22 protein-coding genes and 1 pseudogene are annotated in these 23220 nt (G+C 73.0%); 7 read left to right on the forward strand and 16 right to left on the reverse strand.

Annotation, left to right across the window (positions count from 1 at the left end; all coding sequences use genetic code 11):
- Positions 1-49 precede the first annotated feature (49 nt).
- A complete protein-coding gene (locus ACIGQF_RS09695) occupies positions 50-766 on the reverse strand; it encodes a TetR/AcrR family transcriptional regulator (protein WP_399707568.1) in 717 nt (238 codons plus the stop codon).
- On the opposite strand from ACIGQF_RS09695, the gene ACIGQF_RS09700 reads away from it, so the two are divergent.
- Complete coding sequence (locus tag ACIGQF_RS09700; RefSeq protein WP_399707570.1) at positions 760-1287, forward strand: amidohydrolase family protein; 528 nt, start codon at positions 760-762, stop codon at positions 1285-1287. The two genes, ACIGQF_RS09695 and ACIGQF_RS09700, sit on opposite strands and share 7 nt — an antisense overlap.
- Positions 1288-1308: 21 nt before the next feature.
- Here ACIGQF_RS09700 and ACIGQF_RS09705 read toward each other — a convergent pair whose 3' ends face one another.
- Together ACIGQF_RS09705 and ACIGQF_RS09710 are read right to left on the reverse strand one after the other, a co-directional pair.
- The gene (locus ACIGQF_RS09705) at positions 1309-2379 is read right to left on the reverse strand and encodes a glutathione S-transferase family protein (RefSeq protein WP_399707572.1); all 1071 of its coding nucleotides are present in this window, start codon (positions 2377-2379) and stop codon (positions 1309-1311) included.
- A 134-nt stretch (positions 2380-2513) separates the two neighbouring features.
- A complete protein-coding gene (locus ACIGQF_RS09710) occupies positions 2514-3311 on the reverse strand; it encodes a putative protein N(5)-glutamine methyltransferase (RefSeq protein WP_399707574.1) in 798 nt (265 codons plus the stop codon).
- A 521-nt stretch (positions 3312-3832) separates the two neighbouring features.
- Here ACIGQF_RS09710 and ACIGQF_RS09715 point away from each other — a divergent pair.
- The 4 genes from ACIGQF_RS09715 (at position 3833) to ACIGQF_RS09730 (ending at position 5546) form a co-directional block, all read left to right on the forward strand.
- Positions 3833-4237 (forward strand): rodlin, encoded by a 405-nt coding sequence (locus ACIGQF_RS09715; protein WP_399707576.1) that lies wholly within the window; start codon positions 3833-3835, stop codon positions 4235-4237.
- Positions 4238-4428: 191 nt separating this feature from the next.
- Positions 4429-4848 (forward strand): CBS domain-containing protein, encoded by a 420-nt coding sequence (locus tag ACIGQF_RS09720; RefSeq protein ID WP_399707578.1) that lies wholly within the window; start codon positions 4429-4431, stop codon positions 4846-4848.
- A gap of 180 nt (positions 4849-5028) precedes the next feature.
- The gene (locus ACIGQF_RS09725) at positions 5029-5304 is read left to right on the forward strand and encodes a hypothetical protein (RefSeq protein ID WP_399707580.1); all 276 of its coding nucleotides are present in this window, start codon (positions 5029-5031) and stop codon (positions 5302-5304) included.
- A 50-nt stretch (positions 5305-5354) separates the two neighbouring features.
- The gene (locus ACIGQF_RS09730; protein WP_052864541.1) at positions 5355-5546 is read left to right on the forward strand and encodes a hypothetical protein; all 192 of its coding nucleotides are present in this window, start codon (positions 5355-5357) and stop codon (positions 5544-5546) included.
- A 58-nt stretch (positions 5547-5604) separates the two neighbouring features.
- Here ACIGQF_RS09730 and ACIGQF_RS09735 read toward each other — a convergent pair whose 3' ends face one another.
- From ACIGQF_RS09735 to ACIGQF_RS09745, 3 genes are all read right to left on the reverse strand, one after another.
- On the reverse strand, positions 5605-6333 hold the full coding sequence (locus ACIGQF_RS09735) for a FadR/GntR family transcriptional regulator (RefSeq protein WP_399707582.1): 729 nt from the start codon (positions 6331-6333) through the stop codon (positions 5605-5607).
- 93 nt (positions 6334-6426) lie between these two features.
- A complete protein-coding gene (locus ACIGQF_RS09740; protein ID WP_399707584.1) occupies positions 6427-8172 on the reverse strand; it encodes an IlvD/Edd family dehydratase in 1746 nt (581 codons plus the stop codon).
- Positions 8173-8323: 151 nt separating this feature from the next.
- Positions 8324-9115 carry an N-acetyltransferase gene (locus ACIGQF_RS09745; protein WP_399707586.1) on the reverse strand — a complete coding sequence of 264 codons (792 nt, stop codon included), beginning with the start codon at positions 9113-9115 and terminating at the stop codon, positions 8324-8326.
- A gap of 343 nt (positions 9116-9458) precedes the next feature.
- Here ACIGQF_RS09745 and ACIGQF_RS09750 point away from each other — a divergent pair, with 343 nt between their 5' ends.
- Positions 9459-11834 (forward strand): glycosyltransferase family 4 protein, encoded by a 2376-nt coding sequence (locus tag ACIGQF_RS09750; protein WP_399707587.1) that lies wholly within the window; start codon positions 9459-9461, stop codon positions 11832-11834.
- Positions 11835-11918: 84 nt separating this feature from the next.
- On the opposite strand, the gene ACIGQF_RS09755 is transcribed toward ACIGQF_RS09750, so the two are convergent.
- The 4 genes from ACIGQF_RS09755 to ACIGQF_RS09770 form a co-directional block, all read right to left on the reverse strand.
- Positions 11919-12947: a hypothetical protein gene (locus tag ACIGQF_RS09755; protein ID WP_399707589.1), complete on the reverse strand. Its 1029-nt coding sequence runs from the start codon at positions 12945-12947 to the stop codon at positions 11919-11921.
- Between the two features lie 518 nt (positions 12948-13465).
- The gene (locus ACIGQF_RS09760; protein ID WP_399707591.1) at positions 13466-13981 is read right to left on the reverse strand and encodes a GNAT family N-acetyltransferase; all 516 of its coding nucleotides are present in this window, start codon (positions 13979-13981) and stop codon (positions 13466-13468) included.
- 88 nt (positions 13982-14069) lie between these two features.
- Complete coding sequence (locus ACIGQF_RS09765; protein ID WP_399707593.1) at positions 14070-15758, reverse strand: class I adenylate-forming enzyme family protein; 1689 nt, start codon at positions 15756-15758, stop codon at positions 14070-14072.
- Between the two features lie 80 nt (positions 15759-15838).
- A complete protein-coding gene (locus ACIGQF_RS09770) occupies positions 15839-16603 on the reverse strand; it encodes a crotonase/enoyl-CoA hydratase family protein (protein WP_399707595.1) in 765 nt (254 codons plus the stop codon).
- A gap of 232 nt (positions 16604-16835) precedes the next feature.
- Here ACIGQF_RS09770 and ACIGQF_RS09775 point away from each other — a divergent pair, with 232 nt between their 5' ends.
- A complete protein-coding gene (locus ACIGQF_RS09775; protein WP_399707596.1) occupies positions 16836-17906 on the forward strand; it encodes an MBL fold metallo-hydrolase in 1071 nt (356 codons plus the stop codon).
- A gap of 9 nt (positions 17907-17915) precedes the next feature.
- On the opposite strand, the gene ACIGQF_RS09780 is transcribed toward ACIGQF_RS09775, so the two are convergent.
- The 6 genes and pseudogenes from ACIGQF_RS09780 to ACIGQF_RS09805 all read right to left on the reverse strand — a co-directional run.
- Positions 17916-19088 carry a thiolase family protein gene (locus tag ACIGQF_RS09780; protein WP_399707598.1) on the reverse strand — a complete coding sequence of 391 codons (1173 nt, stop codon included), beginning with the start codon at positions 19086-19088 and terminating at the stop codon, positions 17916-17918.
- Between the two features lie 52 nt (positions 19089-19140).
- A complete protein-coding gene (locus ACIGQF_RS09785) occupies positions 19141-19899 on the reverse strand; it encodes an SDR family NAD(P)-dependent oxidoreductase (RefSeq protein ID WP_399707599.1) in 759 nt (252 codons plus the stop codon).
- A gap of 94 nt (positions 19900-19993) precedes the next feature.
- Positions 19994-21151, reverse strand: a complete 1158-nt coding sequence (locus tag ACIGQF_RS09790; protein ID WP_399707601.1) for an acyl-CoA dehydrogenase family protein — start codon at positions 21149-21151, stop codon at positions 19994-19996.
- A gap of 543 nt (positions 21152-21694) precedes the next feature.
- The gene (locus ACIGQF_RS09795; protein WP_361561729.1) at positions 21695-22237 is read right to left on the reverse strand and encodes an SUKH-4 family immunity protein; all 543 of its coding nucleotides are present in this window, start codon (positions 22235-22237) and stop codon (positions 21695-21697) included.
- A 155-nt stretch (positions 22238-22392) separates the two neighbouring features.
- Positions 22393-22998: a TetR/AcrR family transcriptional regulator gene (locus ACIGQF_RS09800; RefSeq protein WP_399707603.1), complete on the reverse strand. Its 606-nt coding sequence runs from the start codon at positions 22996-22998 to the stop codon at positions 22393-22395.
- A 127-nt stretch (positions 22999-23125) separates the two neighbouring features.
- Positions 23126-23220, reverse strand: a pseudogene (locus ACIGQF_RS09805) (2-hydroxy-3-oxopropionate reductase); the annotation flags it as partial.

A 23220-nucleotide genomic window follows, 5' to 3' on the forward strand; every position in this document is an offset into this window, starting at 1 on the left:
CTCGCATTGGAGTTGTTGGAATGGAATGTCTGAACGGGTGGTCGGTCGGCTAGGCCGGGGCCTGTGCTCGTAGGGCTGTCAGTAGTAGGTCCATGGTGTGTTCGACGGCGGGGGTCGCCATGGTGGGGAGGTGGGTGCGTACCGCGTGGAGGTGGGGGAAGTCGTCGGCTGGGAGTTCGGCGTAGGCCTCGCTCCAGGCTTGTGCGTCGCCCGCACGCTGGTTCTCCGGGAGGCGCAGTACCGCGGCGTCCAGTGCCGCGTGGCCCAGCACGGTGTCGATGAAGGCGTGGTAGTGGCGTACGGCGGTGGCGTCGTCGAAGCCGGCTCGGCGCAGTAGGCCGATGCCCGTCTCCACCGCGCGCTGTTCGTTGGGGCGGCGGGTGACGCGGTAGGTGCTGAGGGCGGCTACGCGTGGGTGGCGCAGCGCCGCGCGGTAGGCGCACCGGCCGAACTCCCGCAGTGCTTCGGCCCAGTCCTCGTGGTTGTCGGGCCGGAAGGCGTCGAGGGCCTCGCCGATGAGCCGGTCCCCCAGGGCCAGCAGCAGGTCCTCGGCGCCGCGGTAGTAGCGGTAGACCGCGCTGGGGTCGGCGCCGAGGGCGGTGCCGAGCCTGCGGATGGTGAGGGCTTCCGCGCCGTGTTCGTCGAGGAGTTCCCGCGCCTTGTCGAGGATCATCTCCGCCGACAGGACCACACCGCTCTTGGTGGGGCGCCGCCGCCGGCGCTCGGCGGTCACGCGGTCGGGTGTGACGCGGTCGGGTGGTGCCACGGTCGGTCAGCCCTTCGTCGTCGGAGCCGGGCGGTGCCCGGGTGCGCGGCCCAGTCAATCACCTCCGCGCCGCTACCTTGCGGGCCGCCCACGAACCGCAGATGGACGTCCTGACCATCCCGTTCCTGGGCGCGGAGCGGGCCGCCCTGCAGTACCCCTTCGGCGACCTGCACCGCTCCGGCGCGACGCTCGCCGCCGGCAGCGACTGGCCGGTCAGCAGCCCCGCCCCGATGGCGGCGCTGCACACCGCCGTCCACCGCCGCCAGCCGGGCGCCGGGCCCGAGGCCCCGGCGTTCCTCCCCGAGCAGCGCCTCGGCCTCGGGGCCGCGCTCGCCGCGTACACCGCCGGCAGCGCCTACGTGAACCACCTCGACGACACCGGCACGATCCGCGCCGGCAACCTCGCCGATCTCGCCGTCCTCGACCGCGATCCCTTCGAGGACCCGGCGGACATCGCGGCGGCCCGGGTCCTTCAGACGTACGTCGGCGGCGTCCGCGTGCACGCGGCCGACGACGCCTGAGGACCATGCGTCCCGGAGACGTCAGGGGCGCCCGGCGGGCGGCACCTCCTCGCCGGGCGGTACCGGTCCCGGCGGGGTGCCGTCGCCGAAGGGGCGGCCGCCCAGCTGCTCGCGGTGGTGCGGGGTGAGCCAGCCTGCGAGGTCGGGGCCGCGGGGCACGACCTGCGTCGGGTTGATCCCCGTGTGCACCTGGTAGTAGTGCCGCTTGATGTGGTCGAAGTCGACGGTGTCGCCGAACCCGGGCGTCTGGTAGAGGTCGCGCACGTACGCCCAGAGCACCGGGTCCTCGGCCAGCTTGTACCGGTTGCACTTGAAGTGGCCGTGATAGACGGCGTCGAACCGCACCAGCGTGGTGAAGAGCCGGATGTCCGCCTCGGTGAGGGTGTCCCCGACCAGGTAGCGGCGGTCGGCGAGCCGCTGCGACAGCCACTCCAGCCGCCGGAAGACGTCCTCGTACGCCTCCTCGTACTCCCGCTGCCCGGTGGCGAACCCGGCCCGGTACACGCCGTTGTTGACGTCCCGGTAGACGCCGTCCATGACCTCGTCGATCTCGTCGCGCAGCGGCTCCGGGTAGAGATCGGGCGCGCCGGGGCGGTGCAGCGCGGTCCACTCGGTCGCGAGATCGAGGGTGATCTGCTGGAAGTCGTTGGTGACCAGCTTGCCGCTGGGCACGTCCACGATCGCGGGCACGCTGACGCCGCCGGGGTAGCCGGTCTCGCGCGCGTCGTACGCCTCGCTGAGGTAGCGGATGCCCAGTACGGGGTCGCGGCCGTCCGGGTCCAGGGTGAAGCGCCAGCTGCGGTCGTCCTGGATCGGGTCGGTGACGGCCAGCGACAGTGCGTCCTCCAGCCCCAGCAGCCGGCGTGAGACCAGGGCGCGGCTGGCCCAGGGACAGGCGCGGCTGACCACCAGGCGGTAGCGGCCGGGCTCGACGGGCCAGCCGTCCCGGCCGTCGGCGGTGATGCGGTCGGCGAAATGGCTCCGGGACCGCTTGAAGGACTTCCTGCCGTACTCGGTGTTGCCGTCGGATGCGCTCCCTGGTGCTTCGTCGTCCTGATGTGTGCTGGCGTCGGCGGAACGGTGCGCGGTCATCGCGGTCCGTCTCCTTCCCGTGTGCGGGTGGCCGGTCTCTGGGGGGAGGGTTCCCGCCATGATCCGATCCTCACCGCACATCGGCCCTTGTGGCGCGACCGGCCGCTCCGGGCGCGCCGTGGGGCACCGGGGGGTCAGGCGGCGGGGGTGCCGATGACGACGGTCGCGTACTGCTCCGCCGACGTGACCACCTGCGGTGCCAGGCCGCTGCGGCGGAACACCCCGGCCGCCGACGCCGCCTGGCGTGCGCTCGTCTCGACGAGGAGGTGGCCGCCCGGCGCCAGCCAGCCCGGCGCCCCGGCCGTCACCCGGCGCAGGATGTCCAGCCCGTCGGCGCCGCCGTCCAGGGCGACCAGCGGCTCGTGGTCCCGGGCCTCCGGCGGCAGCAGCCCGACCTCGTCCGTGGGGACGTAGGGGACGTTGGCGACGAGGACGTCGATCCGGCCGCGCACGGTGTCCGGCAACGCTTCGTACAGGTCGCCCTCGTACACCTGGCCCACGGTGGCGGGGATGTTGCGGCGGGCGCAGCGGACCGCGGCCGGGTCGATGTCGGCCGCGTACAGCTCCGCGCCGGGGGCCGGGACGGTGGCGGCCAGCGCGGCGCCCACCGCGCCGGAGCCGCAGCACAGGTCGACCACGACCGCGCGTGCACCGGGCGGGGCTGCGGTGGCGAGCGCGATGGCCCGGTCCGCGAGGAACTCGGTACGTCTGCGGGGCACGAAGACGCCGGGGGCCACGGCCACTCGCAGGCCGCAGAACTCCGCCCAGCCCAGCACCTGTTCGAGCGGCAGGCCGGCGGCGCGTCGCTCCACCATGGCGTCGAGGTCGGCGGGGGTGGCGGCGGTGGCGAGCAGCAGGTCCGCCTCGTCCTCGGCGAAGACCGAGCCGGTTTCGCGGAGGCGGCTGACGGCGGCGGAACGGAGGGAGCGCATACGAGGAGAAACGAGAAGCGACACGGGAAGCCTTTCGGGTGCCTGGCGGATGCCGGGCGGGCTCCCTCCTCCGGTCGCTACGGCAGGGGTGCCGCGGGGACCGTGCGGACGCGAGCAGGGAGGACCCGTCCTGTTGCAGCGGTAATGGGTCTCACCTCCTCGGTCCTGGGCCGGCATGATCACCGGCGTCGGTCAGAGTACCCGATGCCTGCCCGCTCGTACGACGCATTCCGGCCGTGGCAGGGGGACCTGACGGGCAGGCGGGGCGGGGTGACCGGCGGGCCGCAGAACCACCTGGTCACGGGGTCTGGGTGGCGTGGTGGCGCGGCGGCCCGCCGGCCCGGTCTCCGGTGTCGCCGACACTGTGAGACACGGTGTCACCACTGCCCAGGTATCCATGTCGGCATACCAAGGGATACGAACGCGGACACGCCGATGAACGGGTGAATAAGACAGGACAGTACGCGGATGGGGATGTACTGGGGCCTTCCTCCCTTCCTTATGTTGTCCATAGGAGAGAAATGCGCATCCGTGCCACCCTGGCCGCCCTGACCTTCGCGACCGCCGGCCTCGCCGCCAGTGCGGGCAGTGCCGTCGCCCTCGGCCACGACGACGGGGCCACCAACGCGAGCGGCAACGGCGCCTCGACGTCGTACGGCAACTCGGCCACCGGCGGTAACCTCAGCCCGCAGGCGGGCCTGGTGCAGAACTCGCTGAACGACCTGTGCATCGGCCTTCCGGCGAAGGCCAACGTCGGTGCGCTGGTCGGCCTCGTGCCGATCGCCGTGCAGGACGTCAACGTGCTGTCGAACCCGCAGAACCAGCAGTGCACCGAGAACTCCACGCAGAACAAGGGCGACGAGCCGCTGTCGCACATCGTGGACGACGTGCCGATCCTGTCCGGGAACGGCAACGGAAACGGCTGATCGCATCCGCAGCACCCCGCGGGGCACCACCGTCACGGCGACGGGGGTGCCCCGCGGGGCGTTCCGGTCCGTACGGCCCGCGGGCACCCCGTGCGGACATGCGGGGGCGCCGGCCGAGGATGAGAATGGGAGGGTCGGGACCTGCGGCGCGCCCGGCGTCGCGCCGGCCGTCCGGCATGGGAGGTACCTCCATGACCACTGCCGGAGACATCATGCATCCCGGCGCCCAGTGGATTCCCGAGGACGTGACCCTGGACCGCGCGGCGCAGCTGATGCGGGAGCTCGATGTGGGCGCCCTGCCGATCAGCGACGCGGACGAGCGGCTGTGCGGCATCCTCACCGACCGCGACATCGTGATCGGTTGCGTGGCCATGGGCCACGATCCGACCCGCGTCACCGCGGGAGAGATGGCGCAGGGCACACCCCGCTGGATCGACGCGGACGCCGACGTCACCGAGGTGCTGGACGAGATGCGGGGCCACCGGATCCGCCGGCTCCCGGTGATCGAGAACAAGCGGCTGGTCGGCATGATCAGCGAGGCCGATCTGGCCGGTCACCTCACGGACGACCAGATGGCCGACTGGACCCAGAGCATCACGGCACAGCGCTGACCGGCTCCCTTCCCCCGCACCGTCCCCCGCCCGCCGTGGACCCGTGCCGCGGGTCCACGGCCCTGCCGCGCCGCACGGCTGCCCAGGGGCCCCGGGTCTTGCCGGTACACGGGACACGACCGGGTCCGATGGGCGTACGGTGGTCACCGGCGCGACGAAGGTCGCGCGAGGAGGTCGGCCGTGGAAGCGACGTTGAAGACCGTGATCGGCGGCGAGGTCGTGGAGCTGCCCGGCACCATCGCGGGGATCCGGGCCGTTCTCGACGAGGAGCAGGCACGCGCGTTCGACCAGGAGATCCCGCACGTTCCGGCTGCCGAGCTGCCCGCCCGCCTGGCTCGCTGGGCCCTGGGGGGCACCGGCGCCGACCTGGAGGACCAGGAGCTCTTCGAGCGTCTGGAGCGCGGCGAGGACATCGGTGCCGTACCGGCCGACGACAGCCGGCCGGAGGTGGCGTGAGCCGTCGTCGCCTGCAGTACGCGCCGCCGGCCGACCAGGCCCGCGATGCCATGGACACCTCCTTACGCACCCGCTTCGACGCGGGGATGCGCCGGCTCGCCGATGATCCCTACGGGCACGGCTCCGCGGCGATCGACAAGGAGCGGGAGCGGCGGGAGGCGACCGTCGCCGGCGTCGTGATCCGCTACTACGTGAGCGAGAGCGTGCTGACGGTCACGGTCGTACGCATCGTCTACTTCTGACCGTTGCTTCTGAGCTTCTGCTGCCGGGCGACGCCCCCGCGCCTCGAAGCGTCAGGACTCAGGCCGGGTACGCGCATGCCCCTGCTGCCCCGTCCTCCAGCAGCCGTTCCACCTCGTCCCGGGCCGCGTCGAGGATGCGGATGACGGCCTGTGCGGCGTCGGCGGGGCGGCCCTCGGCGACCGCGTCGGCGACCTCCTGGTGGCAGCGCACGGCGGCCGGGTCCGGGGCGGTCGGCATCAGTGCCAGCTCCCGCCGGGACACCAGCAACTCCTCCGTCACCTCGGCCAGTTGGGCGAACATGCCGTTGCCGGACGCGGTGAGCAGTGCGCGGTGGAAGGCCGCGTCGGCGGCGACGAAGGCCGCGCGGTCGCCGGTCCGGGCGGCGTCCGCCATGGCGCGGGCGTGCCCGGTCAGCGCGGAGCGGGCGCCGGGTGCCGCGCCGGAGGCGGCGAGGGCGGCGGCGGACGGCTCGACGGCGGCCCGCAGTTCGGCCAGTTCGCGCAGCTGGGCCTCGCGCCGGGGCGAGGCCAGCCGCCAGCGGATGATCTGCGGATCGTAGAGGTTCCACTCGGCGAGGGGGCGTACGGTGATGCCGACGCGGGGGCGGCTGGTGACCACGCGCTTGGACTCCAGGACGCGGACAGCTTCGCGCGCCACCGTGCGCGAGACGCCGTACCGCTCCTGTACGTCCTCCAGGCGCAGGACCTCGCCTGCGCGGATCTCGTCCGCGGCGAGGGACCGGCCGATGCGGTCGACCACCTGCCCGTGCAGGCCCTGAAGTTCCACGCCGTTCCCCGTCTTCTCGTGTGCCCCGCCGCGGGACGGCCGGTGGCCGCCCCGCCGATTGTCACACCTTCCACGGCTCCCGGCGGGCCGGGGTCAGAACGCCTGGCGGGGCGGCGCCGATTCGCTGGCGCCGCGCAGGAAGTCCAGGTCGACGCCGGTGTCGGCCTGGGTGACGTGCCGGTCGTAGAGGTAGCGCCAGCCGCGTTCGGCGTGCGCGCGCGGCGGCTGCCAGGCGGCGCGGCGGCGCTCCAGCTCGGCGTCCTCGACCAGGACGTCGAGCCGGCGCGCGGGCACGTCCAGGCGTACCGGGTCGCCGGTGCGGACGAGGGCGAGCGGGCCGCCGACGGCCGCCTCGGGGGCGACGTGCAGGACGCAGGTGCCGTACGCGGTGCCGGACATGCGGGCGTCGGAGATCCGCACCATGTCGCGCACGCCCTCGTCGAGCAGCTTCTTCGGCAGCTGCACGTTGCCCACCTCGGGCATGCCCGGGTAGCCCTTCGGCCCGTTGTTGCGGACGACGAGGACGGTGTCGGCGGTGACGTCGAGGGCGGGGTCCTCGGCGACGGCGAGGTAGTCCTCCAGCGAGTCGAAGACCAGCGCGGGCCCGGTGTGGGCAAGCAGCTCGGGGTCGGCGGCGGACTGCTTGATGACGGCGCCGCCGGGTGCGAGGTTGCCGCGCAGTACGGCCGTGCCGTTGCCGGCGGGCTGGACGGGCCGGTCGAGCGGGCGGATGACCTCGCGGTCGTACACCTCGGCGCCGGCACAGTTGTCCAGCAGGCCGCGGCCGGTGACGGTGACGGTGTCGCGGTGCAGATGGCCCGCGATGTCGTTGATGAGGGCCGGCAGTCCGCCCGCGTACGCGAATTCCTCCATCAGGAAGCGGCCGGAGGGCATCAGGTCCACGAGCAGCGGGAGTTCGGCGCCGAGCCGGTCGAAGTCGTCCAGCGCGAGGGGCACGTCGAGGCGTCCGGCGAGGGCGAGGAGGTGGAGGACGGCGTTGGTGGAGCCGCCGATGGCGGCGTTGACGCGGATGGCGTTCTCGAAGGCGGCGCGGGTCATGATGCGCCGCGGGGTGAGGTCGCTGCCGGCCAGTGCGACGGCGCGGACGCCGGTCTCCTCGGCGAGGGTGCCCCGGCGGGAGTCGACGGCGGGCAGCCCGGAGCCGCCGGGGAGCATCATGCCGAGCGCTTCGGTGAGACAGGCCATGGTGGAGGCGGTGCCCATGGTCATGCAGTGGCCCGCACTGCGGTTCAGCGAACTCTCGAACTCGGTGAACTCTTCCTGCGTGATGGTGCCCGCGCGCAGTTCCTCGGTCATCCGCCACACGTCCGTACCGGAGCCCACGTCACGCCCCCGGAAGCGGCCGTTGAGCATCGGGCCGCCGGTGAAGACGATCGCTGGCACACCGGCGCTCGCGGCGCCCATGAGCGCCGCGGGTGTCGTCTTGTCGCAGCCGGTGAGGAGGACGACGGCGTCCATCGGGTTGGCGCGGATCTGCTCCTCGATCTCCATGGCCGCGAGGTTGCGGTAGAGCATGGTGGTGGGCCGCATGATCGGCTCGCCCAGCGACATGGCGGGGAACTCCAGCGGAAAGCCGCCGGCCTGGAGCACGCCGCGCTTCACCGCGTCCGCGATGAGCCGCAAGTGGCCGTTGCAGGGATTCAGTTCGGAGTAGGTGTTGCAGATGCCGATGACCGGCCGGCCGTCGAAATTGTGCCCGCCGCGCCCCATGCCGCGCAGCGCGTGCCGGGTGATGAAGCCGTTCTTGCCACCGTCGCCGAACCAGGCGCGGGAGCGGAGCGGGGCTGCTGCGGGCTGCTGCCGGTCGTGCACGGTCATGTGACGTCCTTCCGACGCGGTCCGGGGTGGCCGCGGCCGAGTCGCCCCCTCACCACCCGTCCAATGGTGCTATCAAAGCACGATAGAACCCGGCCGCGTCCATACCCGTGCACCGCCCCGTCCGGACGATCGACGGCCCTCTGGCGGCCCGTCAACCGCCCGCCGCCCGCCGTTCTCCGGCGGGGCGCGGCCGCAGATCGTGCCGCACCCACACGTTGGGTTCGACATAGACCGCATGGTTCTGCGCGGTGTCGCAGTGGACGGGGGTCAGCGCGCCGGGAACGTCGACGTCGCCATCGCGGTCGAAGGGCAGGCCGGTCCACTGCCGCCACTGGGCCAGCGAGCCGCCGACGGTCATCGAGGCGGGGGCGATCCGCTCGATGGTGCCGCCGGCCTTGACGTGGACGCGCAGCCACGGGTCGGCGGGCAGGCCGTCCGTACGCCGCCGGCCGACGTACTCGGCCATGGGCACGCGAGGCTCCAGGTGCTTGGCATTCGGGCGGACCGGGGCCATCAGCACGTCATGGCCCTGCCGGACGGCAGCGTCGCGCAGCGCGGCCAGCATCCGGTACGACAGGCCGCGGCCGAGGTACGCGGTGTCCACCGTGATCTCCAGAGCGCTGGCAGCCGTCGGGGCGCGGCCGTGCCGCCGGTCCTCGAAGGCCCACCCCAGCACGCGGTCCCACCCCTGCTCCGGCGCCGCCGTACGCCCCTCGCCCGCCGCGTCGAACGGTACGGCGAGCCCCCGCGCCACGATCCGGTCGCCGTCCGTGGCCACCACGCAGTACTCGGGGAATTCCACCAGGACCCGGCTCAGCAACGCGCCCACGACCGGCTCATGCGCGGTGAACGCCGGCCAGGTCTCGGCTATTTCGTAAACCCGGGCGCCCAGCGACGGGCGCTCCGTGAGCGGGGTGATCCGGATGTCGTCGATGTCTGTCACGGCCGGACTTTCGCACACCGTGGCGAGGGTGACCACGGGTTTTCCGCCCGCGGCGCAGATCTGCGCAGCCGCCTTCCGGACGCCGGACGGCGCGCCCGGGTGGCCGAGGAGCTGTTCCTGGCGCCGGCCGCCGCGGGCCCGGAGATCCCGGTCGCGCCGCGCCTCGGCGCGACCGCCCGTACCGTGCGCACCACGCCCTCCGGGCTCTCCCAGCGGCCGGGCGGATCCCTCGTGCACCCCCTGCCACCAGGCCCGATGCTTATAGGCCGTTTGGGGGGCCGCTTTGCGACACGCGGTCGCGAAAACTCATAGAGTAACAATTAGCGTCATATTCTCCAGTTCTGTGCAGAAGCGTGACGACGTGGTCGTGTCAGGCATGATTCCGGAAGCGGCGGCGTGTCCAGCGCCCCCCGTATGGGCAGCACGCCGGCTGAAGGTGTGCTTCCTCCTTTTCAACCTCTACGGCATCGGCGGCACCATCCGCTCCACCGTCAACCTCTCCGGCGCGCTGGCGGAGGCCGGACACGATGTCGAGATCGTCTCGATGATCCGGACCCGGTCGGCGCCGGCCCTGCCGGTCCACCCGCGGGTACGGGTCGTGCCGCTGGTCGAGGCCCGCAGGGACCAGCCCGGCTTCGACCCCGCGCACGACCCGAAGGGCAACCCCTCACGCGTCTATCCCGCCTGCGACGGCCCGTACAAGCTGTGCAGCGCGCTGGTCGACGAGCGGATCGAGAACCACCTCGGCCGCACCGACGCGGACGTGATCATCGGGACCCGTCCCGGCATCAACGTCTACCTGGCCCGCTTCGGGCCCGCCCGGGCCCTCCTCGTCGGCCAGGAACACCTCACCCACGACATGCACCGGCCGGACCAGCGCGCGGCACAGAACGCGGCGGTGGCGCACCTGGACGCGTTCATCACCGTCTCCCGGCAGGACGCCCGGATCTACCGCGAGGCGCTGCCCGACGTCGCCACCGAGATCCGCTGCATCCCCAACGCGGTGCCGCAGCCGGACGTCTCGCCCTCCTCCGGGCGGAACAAGCTCGTGGTCGCGGCCGGCCGGCTCATCCGGATCAAGAACTACAGGCTGCTGATCGATGCCTTCGCGCGCGTCGTGGAGCACCGGCCGGACTGGAAGCTGCGGCTGTACGGGCGCGGCCCGGAAGCCCGGGCGCTGCGGGCGCGCATCCACGAGCTGGGGCTGTGCGAGCAGGTGACGATGATGGGCGCGCACGCGCCGATCGAACCGGAGTGGGCCAAGGGCTCGATCGCGGCCGTCACCTCGGACGGCGAGTCCTTCGGCATGACGATCGTGGAGGCGATGCACGCGGGGCTGCCGGTGGTCTCCACGGACTGCCCGTTCGGACCCGGCGAGATCATCGCCGACGGGGTGGACGGGCTGCTCGTCGAGCCGGGGAACGCCGACGACTTCGCGGCGGCGCTGCTGGACCTGATCGCGGACGACGAGCGGCGGGCCGCGATGGCCGCGGCCGCCCGCGCCAAGGCGCTGGACTACGCGCCCTCGGCGATCGCGCACGCCTACGTCAAGCTCTTCGAGGACCTCGCCGCGCGCACCGGCAAGGGCGGCGGCGCACCGCAGACGCGGCAGAAGCCCCACGGGTCGCACGCGCTGCGGGGAGGCACCGGGCCGGCGCCGCACGACCGGCTGCTGCGCGCCGGCCGGGAGCTCGCCGGGCGCGCGGTACGCCCCCTCCTCCAGCGGCCCGCCACGGCCGGACCGCTGCTCGGCATGGTGCGGCGGATCTCCCCCGCCGCTGCCGCACGGGCCGACGGCACGGCGCGCAAGCTGCGTCCCGTGGCGCGCTGCGCGGCGGCCGACGACGGTGCGCTGGAACTGACCTTCCCCGCCGCGGGACTGGCCGGCCCCGCCGATCTCGTACTGCGCCGCCGCGACTCCGCCGAGGAGATCCGGGTCCCGCTGCCGCCGCCCGCCCGGGAGGGCCGTGGCGGCCCGTACCGGACCCGCTTGCGGCTGCCCCGCATGTCACTCGCCGAGGGGTACTGGGAGGTGTGGGTACGGCGGCGCGCCGACGGGGTGCAGCGGCACGTGCGCACGCCGATGGTCGAGCGGGCCGCGCTGGTCGGCCGGGCCCCGGAGGTGACCGCCGACGCCGTACGGTCCTGGATCCCGTACGCCACCGACAGCGGCCGGCTGGTGCTGCGCGTGTGGCGGCGTGCCGCGCACGCGGAGGCGGTGTGGGTCGCGGTCGGGCCCTCGGTCACGTACGTCGAGGCGGAGCTGCTGGGCGCCGTGCTGACGCCGGGCGCGGTGGTGACGGCGACGCGCCGCGGCGACCGGCCCATGGTGCTGCGGCTGCCCGCGACGGAGCTGGGTGCCGGACGGTTCTGCTGTCTGCTGCCGCACGTGGACTTCACCGGGCACGTGACCGGGGTGACGCCGCGGGACCGGGAGTTCTGGGACCTGCGGCTGCTGCTGCCGGACGGCATGGCCGTACGGATCGGGCGGATCGGCGGGGACATCGTCGCCCGCAAGGACATCGACACCCACCCGTCGGCGTACCGCGGCGAGGGCGCTGCCCGCGCGCGGGTCCGCCCCTACTTCACCGACGCCAACGACCTGGCCCTGGTCACCGCGCCGGCCCCGGCCCCGGACACCGCGGACGCCCACGCGGCGGCACCCCGGTGCGCGCATCTGCAGGAAGCCGGCGACCTGCCGGCCGGGGACACCGCCTGACGGCCCGTAGGAACGGTGCCCCGGCGGCCGCCGCCCTGTCCGTGCGGGCGCGCGGCAGGCCGGCGGGTGCCCCGCCGGCCTGCCTCACCGTACGGGCGACCGGGTCGCGCCGGCGAAGACGGACCAGGTCACCGGGCGGGTCGTGAAGGGGCCGAAGGTACGGACGCGCGGGCTCGGCGCGCTGCCCCGGCGCGCTGCGCGGTGCCCGGTGCCGGCGGTCTGCTCGGCGCCGACGGCCGTGGCCGGGAAGGGTGACCCGAACACGCCGTGCCAGACGCGGATCGCGCCCTCGTGGTCACCGGACCGTTCCCGGCGGCGGGCCTCGGCGGCCTGCGCGGCGAGCGCGGCCAGTACCTCGGCGCGGGCCCGGCGCTGCTCCCGCGACCAGCCCTCGGTCAGGTCCGTGGAGCCGGTGGGGTCCAGGACGGGGCCGGAGACGGCCTGCGCGCCGTGCGTGAGCGCCGTGGCGACCGCGTCGGTGTGCTGCCGCGGCCCCGAGACCGCCTCGTACGCGAGCGCCTCCCACAGCAGGCCGCGCGTCTCGCGCAGCGCCGGGTGGCCGTTCCTTAATGCCTTCAGCATCCGGACCTGGTGGACGAAGCGGCCGTCGGTGGCGTGGTCGTGCCTGCCGATGACGCGGTTGAGCGTGCGGACGGCCGACCGCTCCCAGGAGTCCCGCTCCCAGTCGGCGGTGAGCAGGTCGGTGCAGCGCGGGTCGGCGAGCGCGGGCGTCAGGCCGAAGGTCACGTCCAGGTCGGGGAAGGTGACCTGGAGGGCGCGGGAGGTGCGGTCCTCGTCGCCGAACCGGGAGCCGGGGAACGCCTCGGTGACCGCGTCGCAGAGCATCGCCATGGCGTCGGCGGCGCCGCCGGGGCGCTTGACGAGGCGGGCGAAGCGCCGGTGGAAGACCATCACCATGCCGACGTCGTCCAGCGGGGCGATACGGGTCTTGCGGGCGAAGCTGCCCTGCAGGCAGCTGCTCTCGATCAGGCCCGCGTTCTTCAGCGCCGCGGTGATCTGGCGGTGCCGGCGCCGGGCCCTCTCGTAGCGGCCGGGTTCCAGGGCAAGAGCCTGGTCGAAGTAGCCGAAGGCGGTCCTGGCGGTGTGCGTCATCGCGCGGGGCTCGTTTCTCTCGACGTCAACGGGACGAGGGGGCATTCCGGTTGGGCGCCGACGGCCGGGCCGACGGCGTCCGGGGACCAGCGAGCGTAGCGGGGAATCGTTTCAGCGGAAGGGGTCGAACGTGTCACATCATGCATGGGAAAAATCGTTCCTCTCCGCGCCTGGCCGACGACCGGGCAGACCGCCGCAGTTGTCTCGCGCCACTCCACGTCACTTCCGCCCGACGGGTTCCGGTTCCCCGCGCGCACGCCGGTCCGACCGGACGGCGACGCGCCCCCCGGCGAGCGGTGTGACGCTCTATTCAACTACGCATATATCTGTCTCGGCGCACCGCGAAACGGCTCGTCCTGATCGATGGTGAACTTAATTCCCCTTTCCCCGACCGAAGTCGACAGCGCATATTTCACGCCCTGTCGCCATCCCGACCGCCTCCGACCGCCGATCGAGGACTTCCCGCATATGCCAAAGGTCTCGGGCGCACTACCCCTCCGAACGATCAACGACACCGTTCAGTCCGTCAGATCGTCGGCCAGCAGATCCATCAGAAGCGAGTCGTGCCAGGTGCCGTCGGGTCCGCGCTCGTACCGGCGCATGATCCCGACCGGCTGGAACCCCACCTTCCGGTAACTGCGGATGGCCGCCCCGTTGTCCGCCGCCGGGTCGATGGTGATCCGGTGGTGACCACGCTCCGTCAACAGGTGGCGTGCGAGCGTGCGCACGGCGTCCGTCCCCAGCCCCCGGCCGTGCAGCGCGGACGTCAGATAGATGTCGATATTCGCATGCCGATAGTCCGGATCCGACTCCTGAGACCACTGGATCGCGCCAATGATCCGGGCGCCGTACTCGATCGCGTACGCGAACGCGTCGGACGAGGCGAGATCATCGGCGACCGCGGCCGTCAGATCGTTCCCGCCCCGCCACCACGCGTACACCTGGGGTTCGGCCCGGATCGCGGCCAGGGCCGGGATGTCGTCCGGTGTGGCGGGACGCAGCACCACGTCGGTGCCGTACAGAGTCGTCTGCATACGCCATGACGCTAGCGGCCGGGCAACGCCGCCGCACCGGTGCCGACCAGCTGCCGTGATCTTCACGACACGGGGTCCGGCACGGGGTCTACTCGGCGCTCCGGGCGGCATGCCGCTCCCGCAAAGAGGTCTTGAGCACCTTGCCCGCCGCCGACACCGGCAGCGCGTCGGTGAAGTGCACCTCGCGCACCCGCTGGTACGGCGCGACCCGCTCGGCGACGTACGCCATCAGCTCTTCCGCCGTGGCCGTCGCGCCGTTCCGCAGCACCACATAGGCGGCCGGTATCTCGCCCGCGTCCGCCGCCGGCGCGCCGATCACGGCGGCCGCCGCCACCGCGGGATGCCCGGCCAGGACGTCCTCCAGATGCAGCGGATAGACGTTGTACCCCTTGTAGATGAGCATGTCCTTGGCGCGCCCCGACAGGAAGAGGTGACCCCGCTCGTCCAGCCGGCCGATGTCACCGGTACGCAGCCAGCCGTCGGCGTACTGCTCTGCGGTGAGCTCCGGGTGCCCCTCGTACCCGTCGGTGATCTGCGGGCCGCGCGCCCACAGCTCGCCGGTCTCCCCCACCGGCAGCTCGCGCGCCGGATCGAGCAGATCGCGGATGGACAGCCGGGTGTCGGGGAGCGCGACGCCGACCGTGCCGTGCGGGGTCCCGGCCTCGGCGTCCAGCGGCCACATCGCCAGCGCCATGGTGGCCTCGGTGAGCCCGTACCCCTCGGTGAACAGCGCCTCCGGGAAGAGACCGGCGAGCCGCCGCCGCGTCTCCGGGTCCATCGGCGCGGCCCCGGAATTGATGTGGCGTACGCACTTCAGGCGCCGCCCGGCGCTGGCCGGAGAGGCCAGCAAGGCCCGGTACATCGTGGGTGAGCCACCCACCGAACCCACCCGGTGCGCCTCGATGTCGTCCAGGTAGCGCACGGGGTCGAAGCGGTCGTGCAGCACGGCCGTGGTGCCGATGGCCGTGTGAGCGGCCATGCCGATCAGGCCCATCGCATGGAAGAGCGGGGCGACGGAGAGCGTCGTATCGGCGCCGTGCACGGAGTGGTGCGGTGTGGCCGCCGCCTCGTCGCGCAGTACGCCGACCACTCCGCCGTCGTCGTACAGCCGCCCGGCGGCCCGTACCCACACGGTCTGCGCGACGTTGGCGATCACATTGCGGTGCAGCACGCGGACGGCCTTCGACCGGCCGGTGGTGCCGCCGGTGAACGCCAGATGCGCCAGATCCCCGGGGGCCCGGCGGACGGGCTCGGCCGTGCCGTACGCCAGAAGGTCGTCTGCGGCCAGTACGGTCCGGCCCGCCGGGGCTTCGGGAACGGCGGCCGGCGGTCCGTCACCGGCCGGCCCTCCGGTGTCACCCGGCCCCCGCACGACGGCGGTGAAGCGCACGCCCGGCGCGTCGGCGGCGTACACGGACGGCAGCGCGCCCGCGTACGCGATCACGGCGCGGGCGCCCGAGTCGGCGAGCTGCGCGGCGAGCGGGACGGCGGGCTGGGCGGGGTTGGCCGGGCTGACGACCGCGCCTGCCAGCAGCGTGCCCCAGTACGCCACCGGGAACCACGGGCAGTTGGGAATCATCAGCAGCACGGTCTCGCCCGGCGCCACACCGTGCTCGTGCAGCCCGCGCGCGAACCGCGACGCCCGGTCGTACAGCTCGGCATACGTCAGGTTCGCCCGCCCGTCGGTCAGCGCGAGCCGGTCGGGAAAGCGCCGCGCTGCCCCGGCGAGCACGGCTCCGGCGGGCAGGGACGGGTAGGCCAGTGCGGTACGCGACACGGTGCGACTCCTCGGGGGTGTCGGTCTCGGTCTCTGCGGGTGGCTGCTACGGGCGGCGGTGCTCAGCGGCCTCGGCCGCCTCAGCGCCCCGTCCAGCGCGGCGGGCGCTTCTCGGCGAATGCGCGAGCGCCTTCCTTTGCATCCTGCGAGACGAACACCGGCTCGACGAGGGCCCGCTGCCGCTCCGCCGTCTCGTCCGCCGGCCAGGACGGCGCCCCGGCGATCACCTGCTTGGAGACCCGGACGGCCAGCGGGCCGTTGGCGGCGACCTCCCGGGCCAGCTCCCGCGCGCCGGCCAGCGCCCCGCCGGGCTCGGTGAGCCGGTTGACCAGTCCGTACGCGTGGGCCTTCGGGGCGGGCAGGAAAGCGCCGGTCAGGGCGAGTTCCATGGCGACCTGGTACGGGAGCCGCTGCGGCAGCCGCAGCAGTCCGCCGGCCGCGGCGACCAGACCGCGCTTGACCTCGGGGAGGCCGAACTTCGCGTCCTCGGCGGCCACCACGAGGTCGCACGCGAGGACCACCTCGCAGCCGCCCGCCAGCGCGTACCCCTCGACCGCGGCGATCAGCGGCTTGCGGGGCGGCGCGTCGGTGAGCCCGGCGAAGCCCCGCCCCTCGATGCTGGGCCGTTCACCGGCCAGGAACGCCTTGAGGTCCATTCCGGCGCAGAAGGTGCCGCCCGCGCCCGTGAGGACTCCGACGGCGAGGTCGTCCCGGGCGTCCAGCTCGTCCAGGGCCGCGGCGACGCCTTCGGAGACGGCCAGGTTCACCGCGTTGCGGGCCTCCGGGCGGTCGATCGTGATGACGGCGACACCGTCGGCGTACTCGGTGCGGACCACATCGGACATGAGGGCTCCTGACGGCACAGCGGGCACGGAGATCACACACAGACGAACGATCGTTAAGCTAAGACGGCGTACCCGGCCCTGTCCAGGTCCCGTCGGAAGGTCCAAAAACCTTCACCTGCCCGCGATTTCTCCGTGGCCGAGATGATCCTTACCCCTGCCCCGCCCGATGGTTGGCTTGTAAACTTAACGCTCGTTCGCCGCCGTTGGGGTACATCGAAGGGACCGGACTCCTGTGACAGCCGACGCAACAGCCGAGATCACCGGCCACGTGCAGTGGCGGGCCTGGCAGGACGGAGTGCTGCCGCCCGTCGAACGCGTCCGCGACGGCCTGTGGTCCCTGCCCGTACCCATTCCCGACAACCCGCTGCGCTACGTCCTGGTCTACGCACTCGCACTCCGCGACGGCCTGGCCCTGATCGACGCGGGCTGGGACGCCGACATCTCCTGGCAGGCCCTCAACGACGGCCTGGCGAGCATCGGATACGGCGTGGCCGACGTCCGGGCCGTGCTCGTCACGCACAACCACGCCGACCACCTCGGACTCGCCGGCCGGGTCCGCGAGGCCTCCGGCGCCTACGTCGCCCTGCACGAACTGGACGCCCGTACGGTCGGCCCGGAGCTGGACACGTACGAGAAGTGGCGGCGCGGCTACGTCGGCCACCTCACCCGGCACGGCATGGCGCTCGCCGACGCGAACGCCACCGCCGACGCGATCGACCCCGACCGGCTGCTCCACGCCCCGCGGCCGGACGTCCTCCTCCAGGACGGCGAGCGCATCACCCTCCCCGGCCTGGACCTGCGGGTCGTCTGGACGCCGGGCCACAGCCCGGGGCACTCCTGCTTCTACGCGCCCGACCGGCAGCTGCTGTTCTCGGGCGACCACGTGCTGCCGCGGATCACCCCCTCGATCGGGTACCTGCTGCAGAGCACCGGCGACCCGCTCGCGGACTTCCTCCGCTCGCTGGACAAGCTGACCGGCTACGACGTCGACGAGGTGCTGCCCGCGCACGAATACCGCTTCGGGCAACTGGACCAGCGGCTCGCACACATCGCCCGGCACCACACCGAGCGGCTGGCCGAGACCCTGGCCGCGGTCACCGCTCACCCCGACGCCACCGCCTGGCAGCTCGCGGCACACCTCAAGTGGTCGCGCAGCTGGCAGGAGTTCGGCCTCCAGCAGCGCCGCTTCGCTCTGGCCGAGACCCTCGCCCACCTCAAGCTCCTCGCCACCCGCGGCGAGGTCACCGAACATTCCGGAGCGCCGGGGCGGCCGGTCGCCTGGACCCCGGCCGCACCGGCCTGACCGCCCCGGTCAGAGCAGTTCGAGCACCGTGGCGTTGGCCATGCCGCCGCCCTCGCACATGGCCTGGAGGCCGTAGCGGATGCCCTGGTCGCGCATGTGGTGGACCAGGGTGGTCATCAGACGGGCGCCGGAGCCGCCGAGCGGGTGGCCGAGCGCGATGGCGCCGCCGTTGACGTTCAGCCGCTCGTAGTCGGCGCCGACGGTGCGCTGCCAGCCGAGCGACACCGAAGCGAACGCCTCGTTGATCTCGAAGGCGCCGATATCGCCGATCGACAGGCCGGAGCGCTTCAGCGCCTTCTCCGTCGCCGGGATCGGGCCCTTGAGCATGGTGACCGGGTCGACGCCGGCCAGTACGGCGGTGTGAATCCGGGCCATCGGGGTCCAGCCGTGCTGCCGCGCGATCTCGCCGGTGGTGATCAGCAGCGCGGCCGAACCGTCGGAGATCTGCGAGGCGTTCCCCGCGGAGATGACCCCGTGCTCCTTGAACGGGGTGGTGAGGCCGGCCAGCTTCTCCAGGCTGCCGCCCCGGCGCACCCCCTCGTCGGTGTCGACGCCCCGCTCGCCACCGTCACCGTCCGGGACGGTGACGGGCGCGAGCTGCCCGGCGAAGCGGCCCTCGTCGATGGCGCGGGCGGCCTTGGCGTGCGAATCGAGGGCGTGCTGGTCCAGTTCGGTACGGGAGAGCCCGAACTCCTCGGCGATCATCTCGGCGCCGACGCCCTGGTGGAAGCGCACGTGGTCGTAGCGCTCGGCGACCAGCGGACCGAACGGCCTGCCGTACTCGTTCCCGGCCCGCGCGGCACCCATCGGGACCCGCGACATCGCCTCGACGCCGCCGGCCACCGCGATGTCGTACTGCCCCGCGATGACACCGGCGGCCACCTGGTGCACGGCCTGCTGCGAGGACCCGCACTGCCGGTCCACGGTCAGCCCCGGCACCGACTCGGGCCAGCCGGCCGCGAGCACGGAGTACCGGCCGACGCACCCCGCCTGCTCACCGACCTGGGAGACACAGCCCCAGACCACGTCGTCGACCAGAGCGGGGTCCAGGCCGGTGCGCCGGGCCAGCGCGTTGAGGACATGGGCCGACAGGTCGACGGGGTGGACGCCGGAGAGGGCGCCGCCCGGCTTGCCCTTGCCGATGGGGGTACGTACGGCGTCGACGATGACGGCATCGCGCATGAGGAAGCTCCGTCCTGGAGGAAGAAGAAGGGGAGGAGGCCATGGGGGGCGGCTACCTGGGGGACATGCGGATCGCGCCGTCCAGCCGGATGACCTCGCCGTTGAGCATCGGATTGGCGATGATCGCCTCGGCGAGCCGGGCGTACTCGCCGGCCGTGCCGAGCCGCCGCGGATGCGGCACCTGCTTGCCCAGCGCCTCCCTGACGTGCTCCGGCGCGCGGCCGAGCAGCGGAGTGTCGAAGAGGCCCGGCGCGATGGTCATCACGCGGATCGCGCGCGCCGCGAGGTCGCGGGCGAGCGGCAGGGTCATGCCGACGATGCCGCCCTTGGAGGCGGAGTACGCGTGCTGGCCGATCTGGCCTTCGTACGCGGCGACGGAGGCGGTGTTGATGATGACGCCGCGCTCGCCGTCGACCGGTTCGGTCCGGGCCATCTCGGCGGCGGCCAGGCGCAGCACGTTGAACGTGCCGATGAGGTTGACGTGGACGATCCGGGTGAAGCGTTCGAGGGTGTCGGCCGTGCCGTCCTTGCCGACGACTCGTACGGAGCCGCCGATGCCGGCGCAGTTGACGGTGAGGCGCAGCGGGGCGCGCGCGGCGGCCGCGGCGACGGCTTCGGCGGCGCTGTCCTCGCTGGTCACGTCGCCGGGGACGAAGACCGCGCCGATTTCCTTGGCAACCGATTCGCCGTCGGAGGTGGGCAGGTCGAGCAGGGCGACCTCGGCGCCGCCGGCCCGCAGGCGCTGGGCGGTGGCCAGGCCCAGGCCCGAGGCGCCGCCGGTGACGACGGCGGAGATTCCGGTGGTCTGCATGCGGGTGCCTTTCCGAATGCCCTTCGCGGCCGGAAGGGAGCGGGCTCGTGGTCCGGGAGGAGGGAGGCAGCGAGAGGGGGCCGGACGGCCGGCGTCAGAGGCCGAGCGACTTGGCGATGATCGTCTTCATGACCTCGCTGGTGCCGCCGTAGATGCGCGAGACCCTGGTGTCCGCGTACAGCCGGGCGATCGGGTACTCGGTCATGTAGCCGTATCCGCCGTGCAGCTGAAGGCACTTGTCGATCACGCGGCCGGCCACCTCGGTGCAGAACAGCTTGGCCTTGGCGGCGTCGGCGACGCTCAGCTCGCCCGCGTCGTTCAGCTCCAGCGCCCGGTCCGCGAAGGTCTGCGCGGCCTCGGTCTCGGCGGCGCACTCCGCGAGCACGAACTTGGTGTTCTGGAAGGCCGCGACGGGCTTCCCGAAGACGGTGCGGTCCTTGACGTACTCGGTCGCGAAGCGCACCGCCGCCGTCGCCGCCGCGGTGCTGCCGAGGGCGATGGTCAGGCGTTCCTGCGGGAGGTTGTGGGTGAGGTGGGCGAAGCCCTGCCCCTCCTCGCCGAGCAGGTTCTCCGCCGGGACCCGCACGTCGGTGAAGGAGAGTTCGGCGGTGTCGGAGGACTTCAGGCCGATCTTGTCCAGCCTGCGGCCGACGGCGAAGCCCTCGCTCGCGGACTCCACGCACAGGATGGACAGGCCGGCCCTGCGGTCGTCGGGGTCGGGCGGAGAGGTGCGGCAGACCACGAGTACGAGGTCGGCGAGGGCGCCGCCGGTGATGAAGGTCTTGGCGCCGTTGAGCACGTAGTGAGCGCCGTCGGCGGAGAGCGCGGCCGTGGTCCGCATGCCCGCGAGGTCCGAGCCGGTGCCCGGTTCGGTCATGGCGATGGCGGTCATCATGTCGCCGGCGGCGAAGCCGGGCAGCCAGCGGCGCTTCTGCTCCTCGGTGGCGTACGCGAGGAGGTACGGCAGGATGAGGTTGGAGTGCACGGAGTGGCCGCCGAAGGAGACCCCGGCGCGGGCGGCCTCCTCCATCACGACCGCGTTGAACTTGAAGCTCGCCTCGCCCCCGCCGCCGTACTCCTCGGGCACCTGGACGCCGAGCACGCCCAGCTCGCCGAGGCGGCGGTAGAAGTCCCGGTCGGGGTGGCCCTGTTGCTCCCAGGCAGGGAAGACGGGGACGACTTCCTTCGCGATGAAGCTCCGCAGTGTCTCCCGGAACGCCTCGTGGTCCTCGTTGAACACCGTCCGCCGCACCCCTGGACCCCTTCCGTCGCACCTCCGTGGTGCGCCCGCGTCCCGGGCGCGCCCCGCTGACGAACGATCGTTAAGTTACGGCTGCACGGAAGTCCTGTCCAGGGCGCGGGCGGAAGCCCCGTCGAGCCTGTCCGGCGCGGACGGCGGCCCCGCCTCCGTACGGCGGCCCGGCCCGGCACCTCCGCAGGCCGGCCGCTGTACCACGTCCGCCGCGCCCCGGGTCGCGGCAGCCCATCCGCACCATGCGCCACACGGCTTCCCGCTGCGGCGCTCGCACATCCGCGGCCGCTGCCGTACCCGCCGCACGCGACCCGGCCGAGATCCGGCCCGCGACCCTGTCGCGGACAACGTCGCTGGTGGGCGCGGGTGAACGGTGAGACGGCCGGCCTGGGCCGTACGGTCGGCCGGGCAGCGGGCCCCCGGGCCGCGCCGAAAAACCGACCGGCAAGTCGACGCAAAGAGGCCGCTAAAGGTCCGAGACCGATCGGCCGCCCTTCGCCCGCACCCGGCCCGCCCGGGCCCCGCCAGCGCCTCGACGGAGGCTCACCAGAGCCATCTCTCCAGGAACTCGACCCAGATGTAGCCGACGAACCCGTCGAAGGCCGGCGGGTCGATGGCCTTCAGCTGCACAGCCAGCCGGCCCAGCTCGGCCACGGCGGCGTCCTCCTCGCCGTGCGGGTCGTTCAGGATCGCCGACCTGCTGACGTGCAGCCCGTAGTGGTGCAGCGTACGAAGCCACAGCTCTATCGAGGAGTTGGCGAACCACGCCTCGCCGTCGGGCAGTACGTAGTACACCGCGCCGGAGTCGGGGTCGACACCGAACGCCCAGGTCAGCGCGGACGAACGGCTGCCGTGCGTATTCTGCGTCAGCCGGTACAGCAGCCGGCCGTCACGGGTGCGCAGCTGCGGTTCGGGCTCGTACTGGAAGGACGCCGTACCGATGAGGTTGTCCACCACCGGTATGCCGGTGGTCACCAGTAACTCCTTCTGCCGCTCCGGTATCCGCCACCCCGCCACGGCGTCCGGCTCGGCACGGACGACGTGCCCGGCACCGGCCCACGCCACCAGCTCTTCATATTTCGGCACAGGAGCCCCTCCCCCACGGCTGATCGCACGCGGCGGGACTCTACCGGGAACAACCGTCCGGCGAGTCGGACATCTGACCAGTCGGCACGGCGCGAAGGAGCAGATTGGGGCGGGAAAGAGAGTTGAACGGTCGTTAAGCGGGGCCCCGCGGAGGGTCAGCGGGACCTGCGCGGCAGGCTGCCCGCCGGCCGGTACTCCACCAGGACGAGCGCCAACTCCACGTACCTCTCGGCGAGTTCGTCCACTCCGACATCGCCGCCCTCGTGATACCACTGTGCCACCGCGTTGCACATGGCGATCACACCGCGCCGGGCGTCCTCCGGATGCGGCGTACGGAAAACTCCTTGCGACACGCCGGCGTCGACCACTTCGTGAAACAGCCGCGAGCCGTCGTACTGCCGCTGCCGCGCCTCCTTCAGGCGGTCCTCGGAGAGGTGGCGCCACTCGGTGAGCAGCAGACTGCTCTCCAGCCGGCGTTCGGCGCGGTAGCGGACGGTCGCCCGGACGAGCGCCGCCAGCCGCTCCCCCGCGTCCTCGCCGGTCCGCGCCAGCTCCTCGTCGCAGGAGGCGAAGTACCGCAGGCTGCTCTCGTGCAGCAGGGCGTGCAGCAGCTCCTGCTTGCCGGAGTAGTAGTGGTACATCGCGGAGAGGCTGACACCGGCGCGCCGGGCGATGTCCCGGATGGACGCCGCGCCGTATCCGCGCCCGGCGAACTCGTGCCGGGCGGCGTCGAGAATGGCCCTCTGACCGGCAGGCTGCACCGTCGCCCCCCTCAGGACTTAACGAACGTTGCATCAGTGTACGGGGCGGAGGGCACGCCGAACCGCGGACAGCAGAACGCCGCCCGGTGGCGCTACCGGGCGGCGTTCCGTCAGGTGTCCCCGTGGGTCAGGCCTGGGTGGGGAGGCCGGAGAGGCGTTCGACGCCGCGGAGGAGGGCGGAGTGGTCCAGGCCGCCGTCGCCCTGGGCGCGCAGGGAGGCGA

Source organism: Streptomyces sp. NPDC053560 (genome assembly GCF_044544605.1).
Lineage (GTDB): Bacteria > Actinomycetota > Actinomycetes > Streptomycetales > Streptomycetaceae > Streptomyces.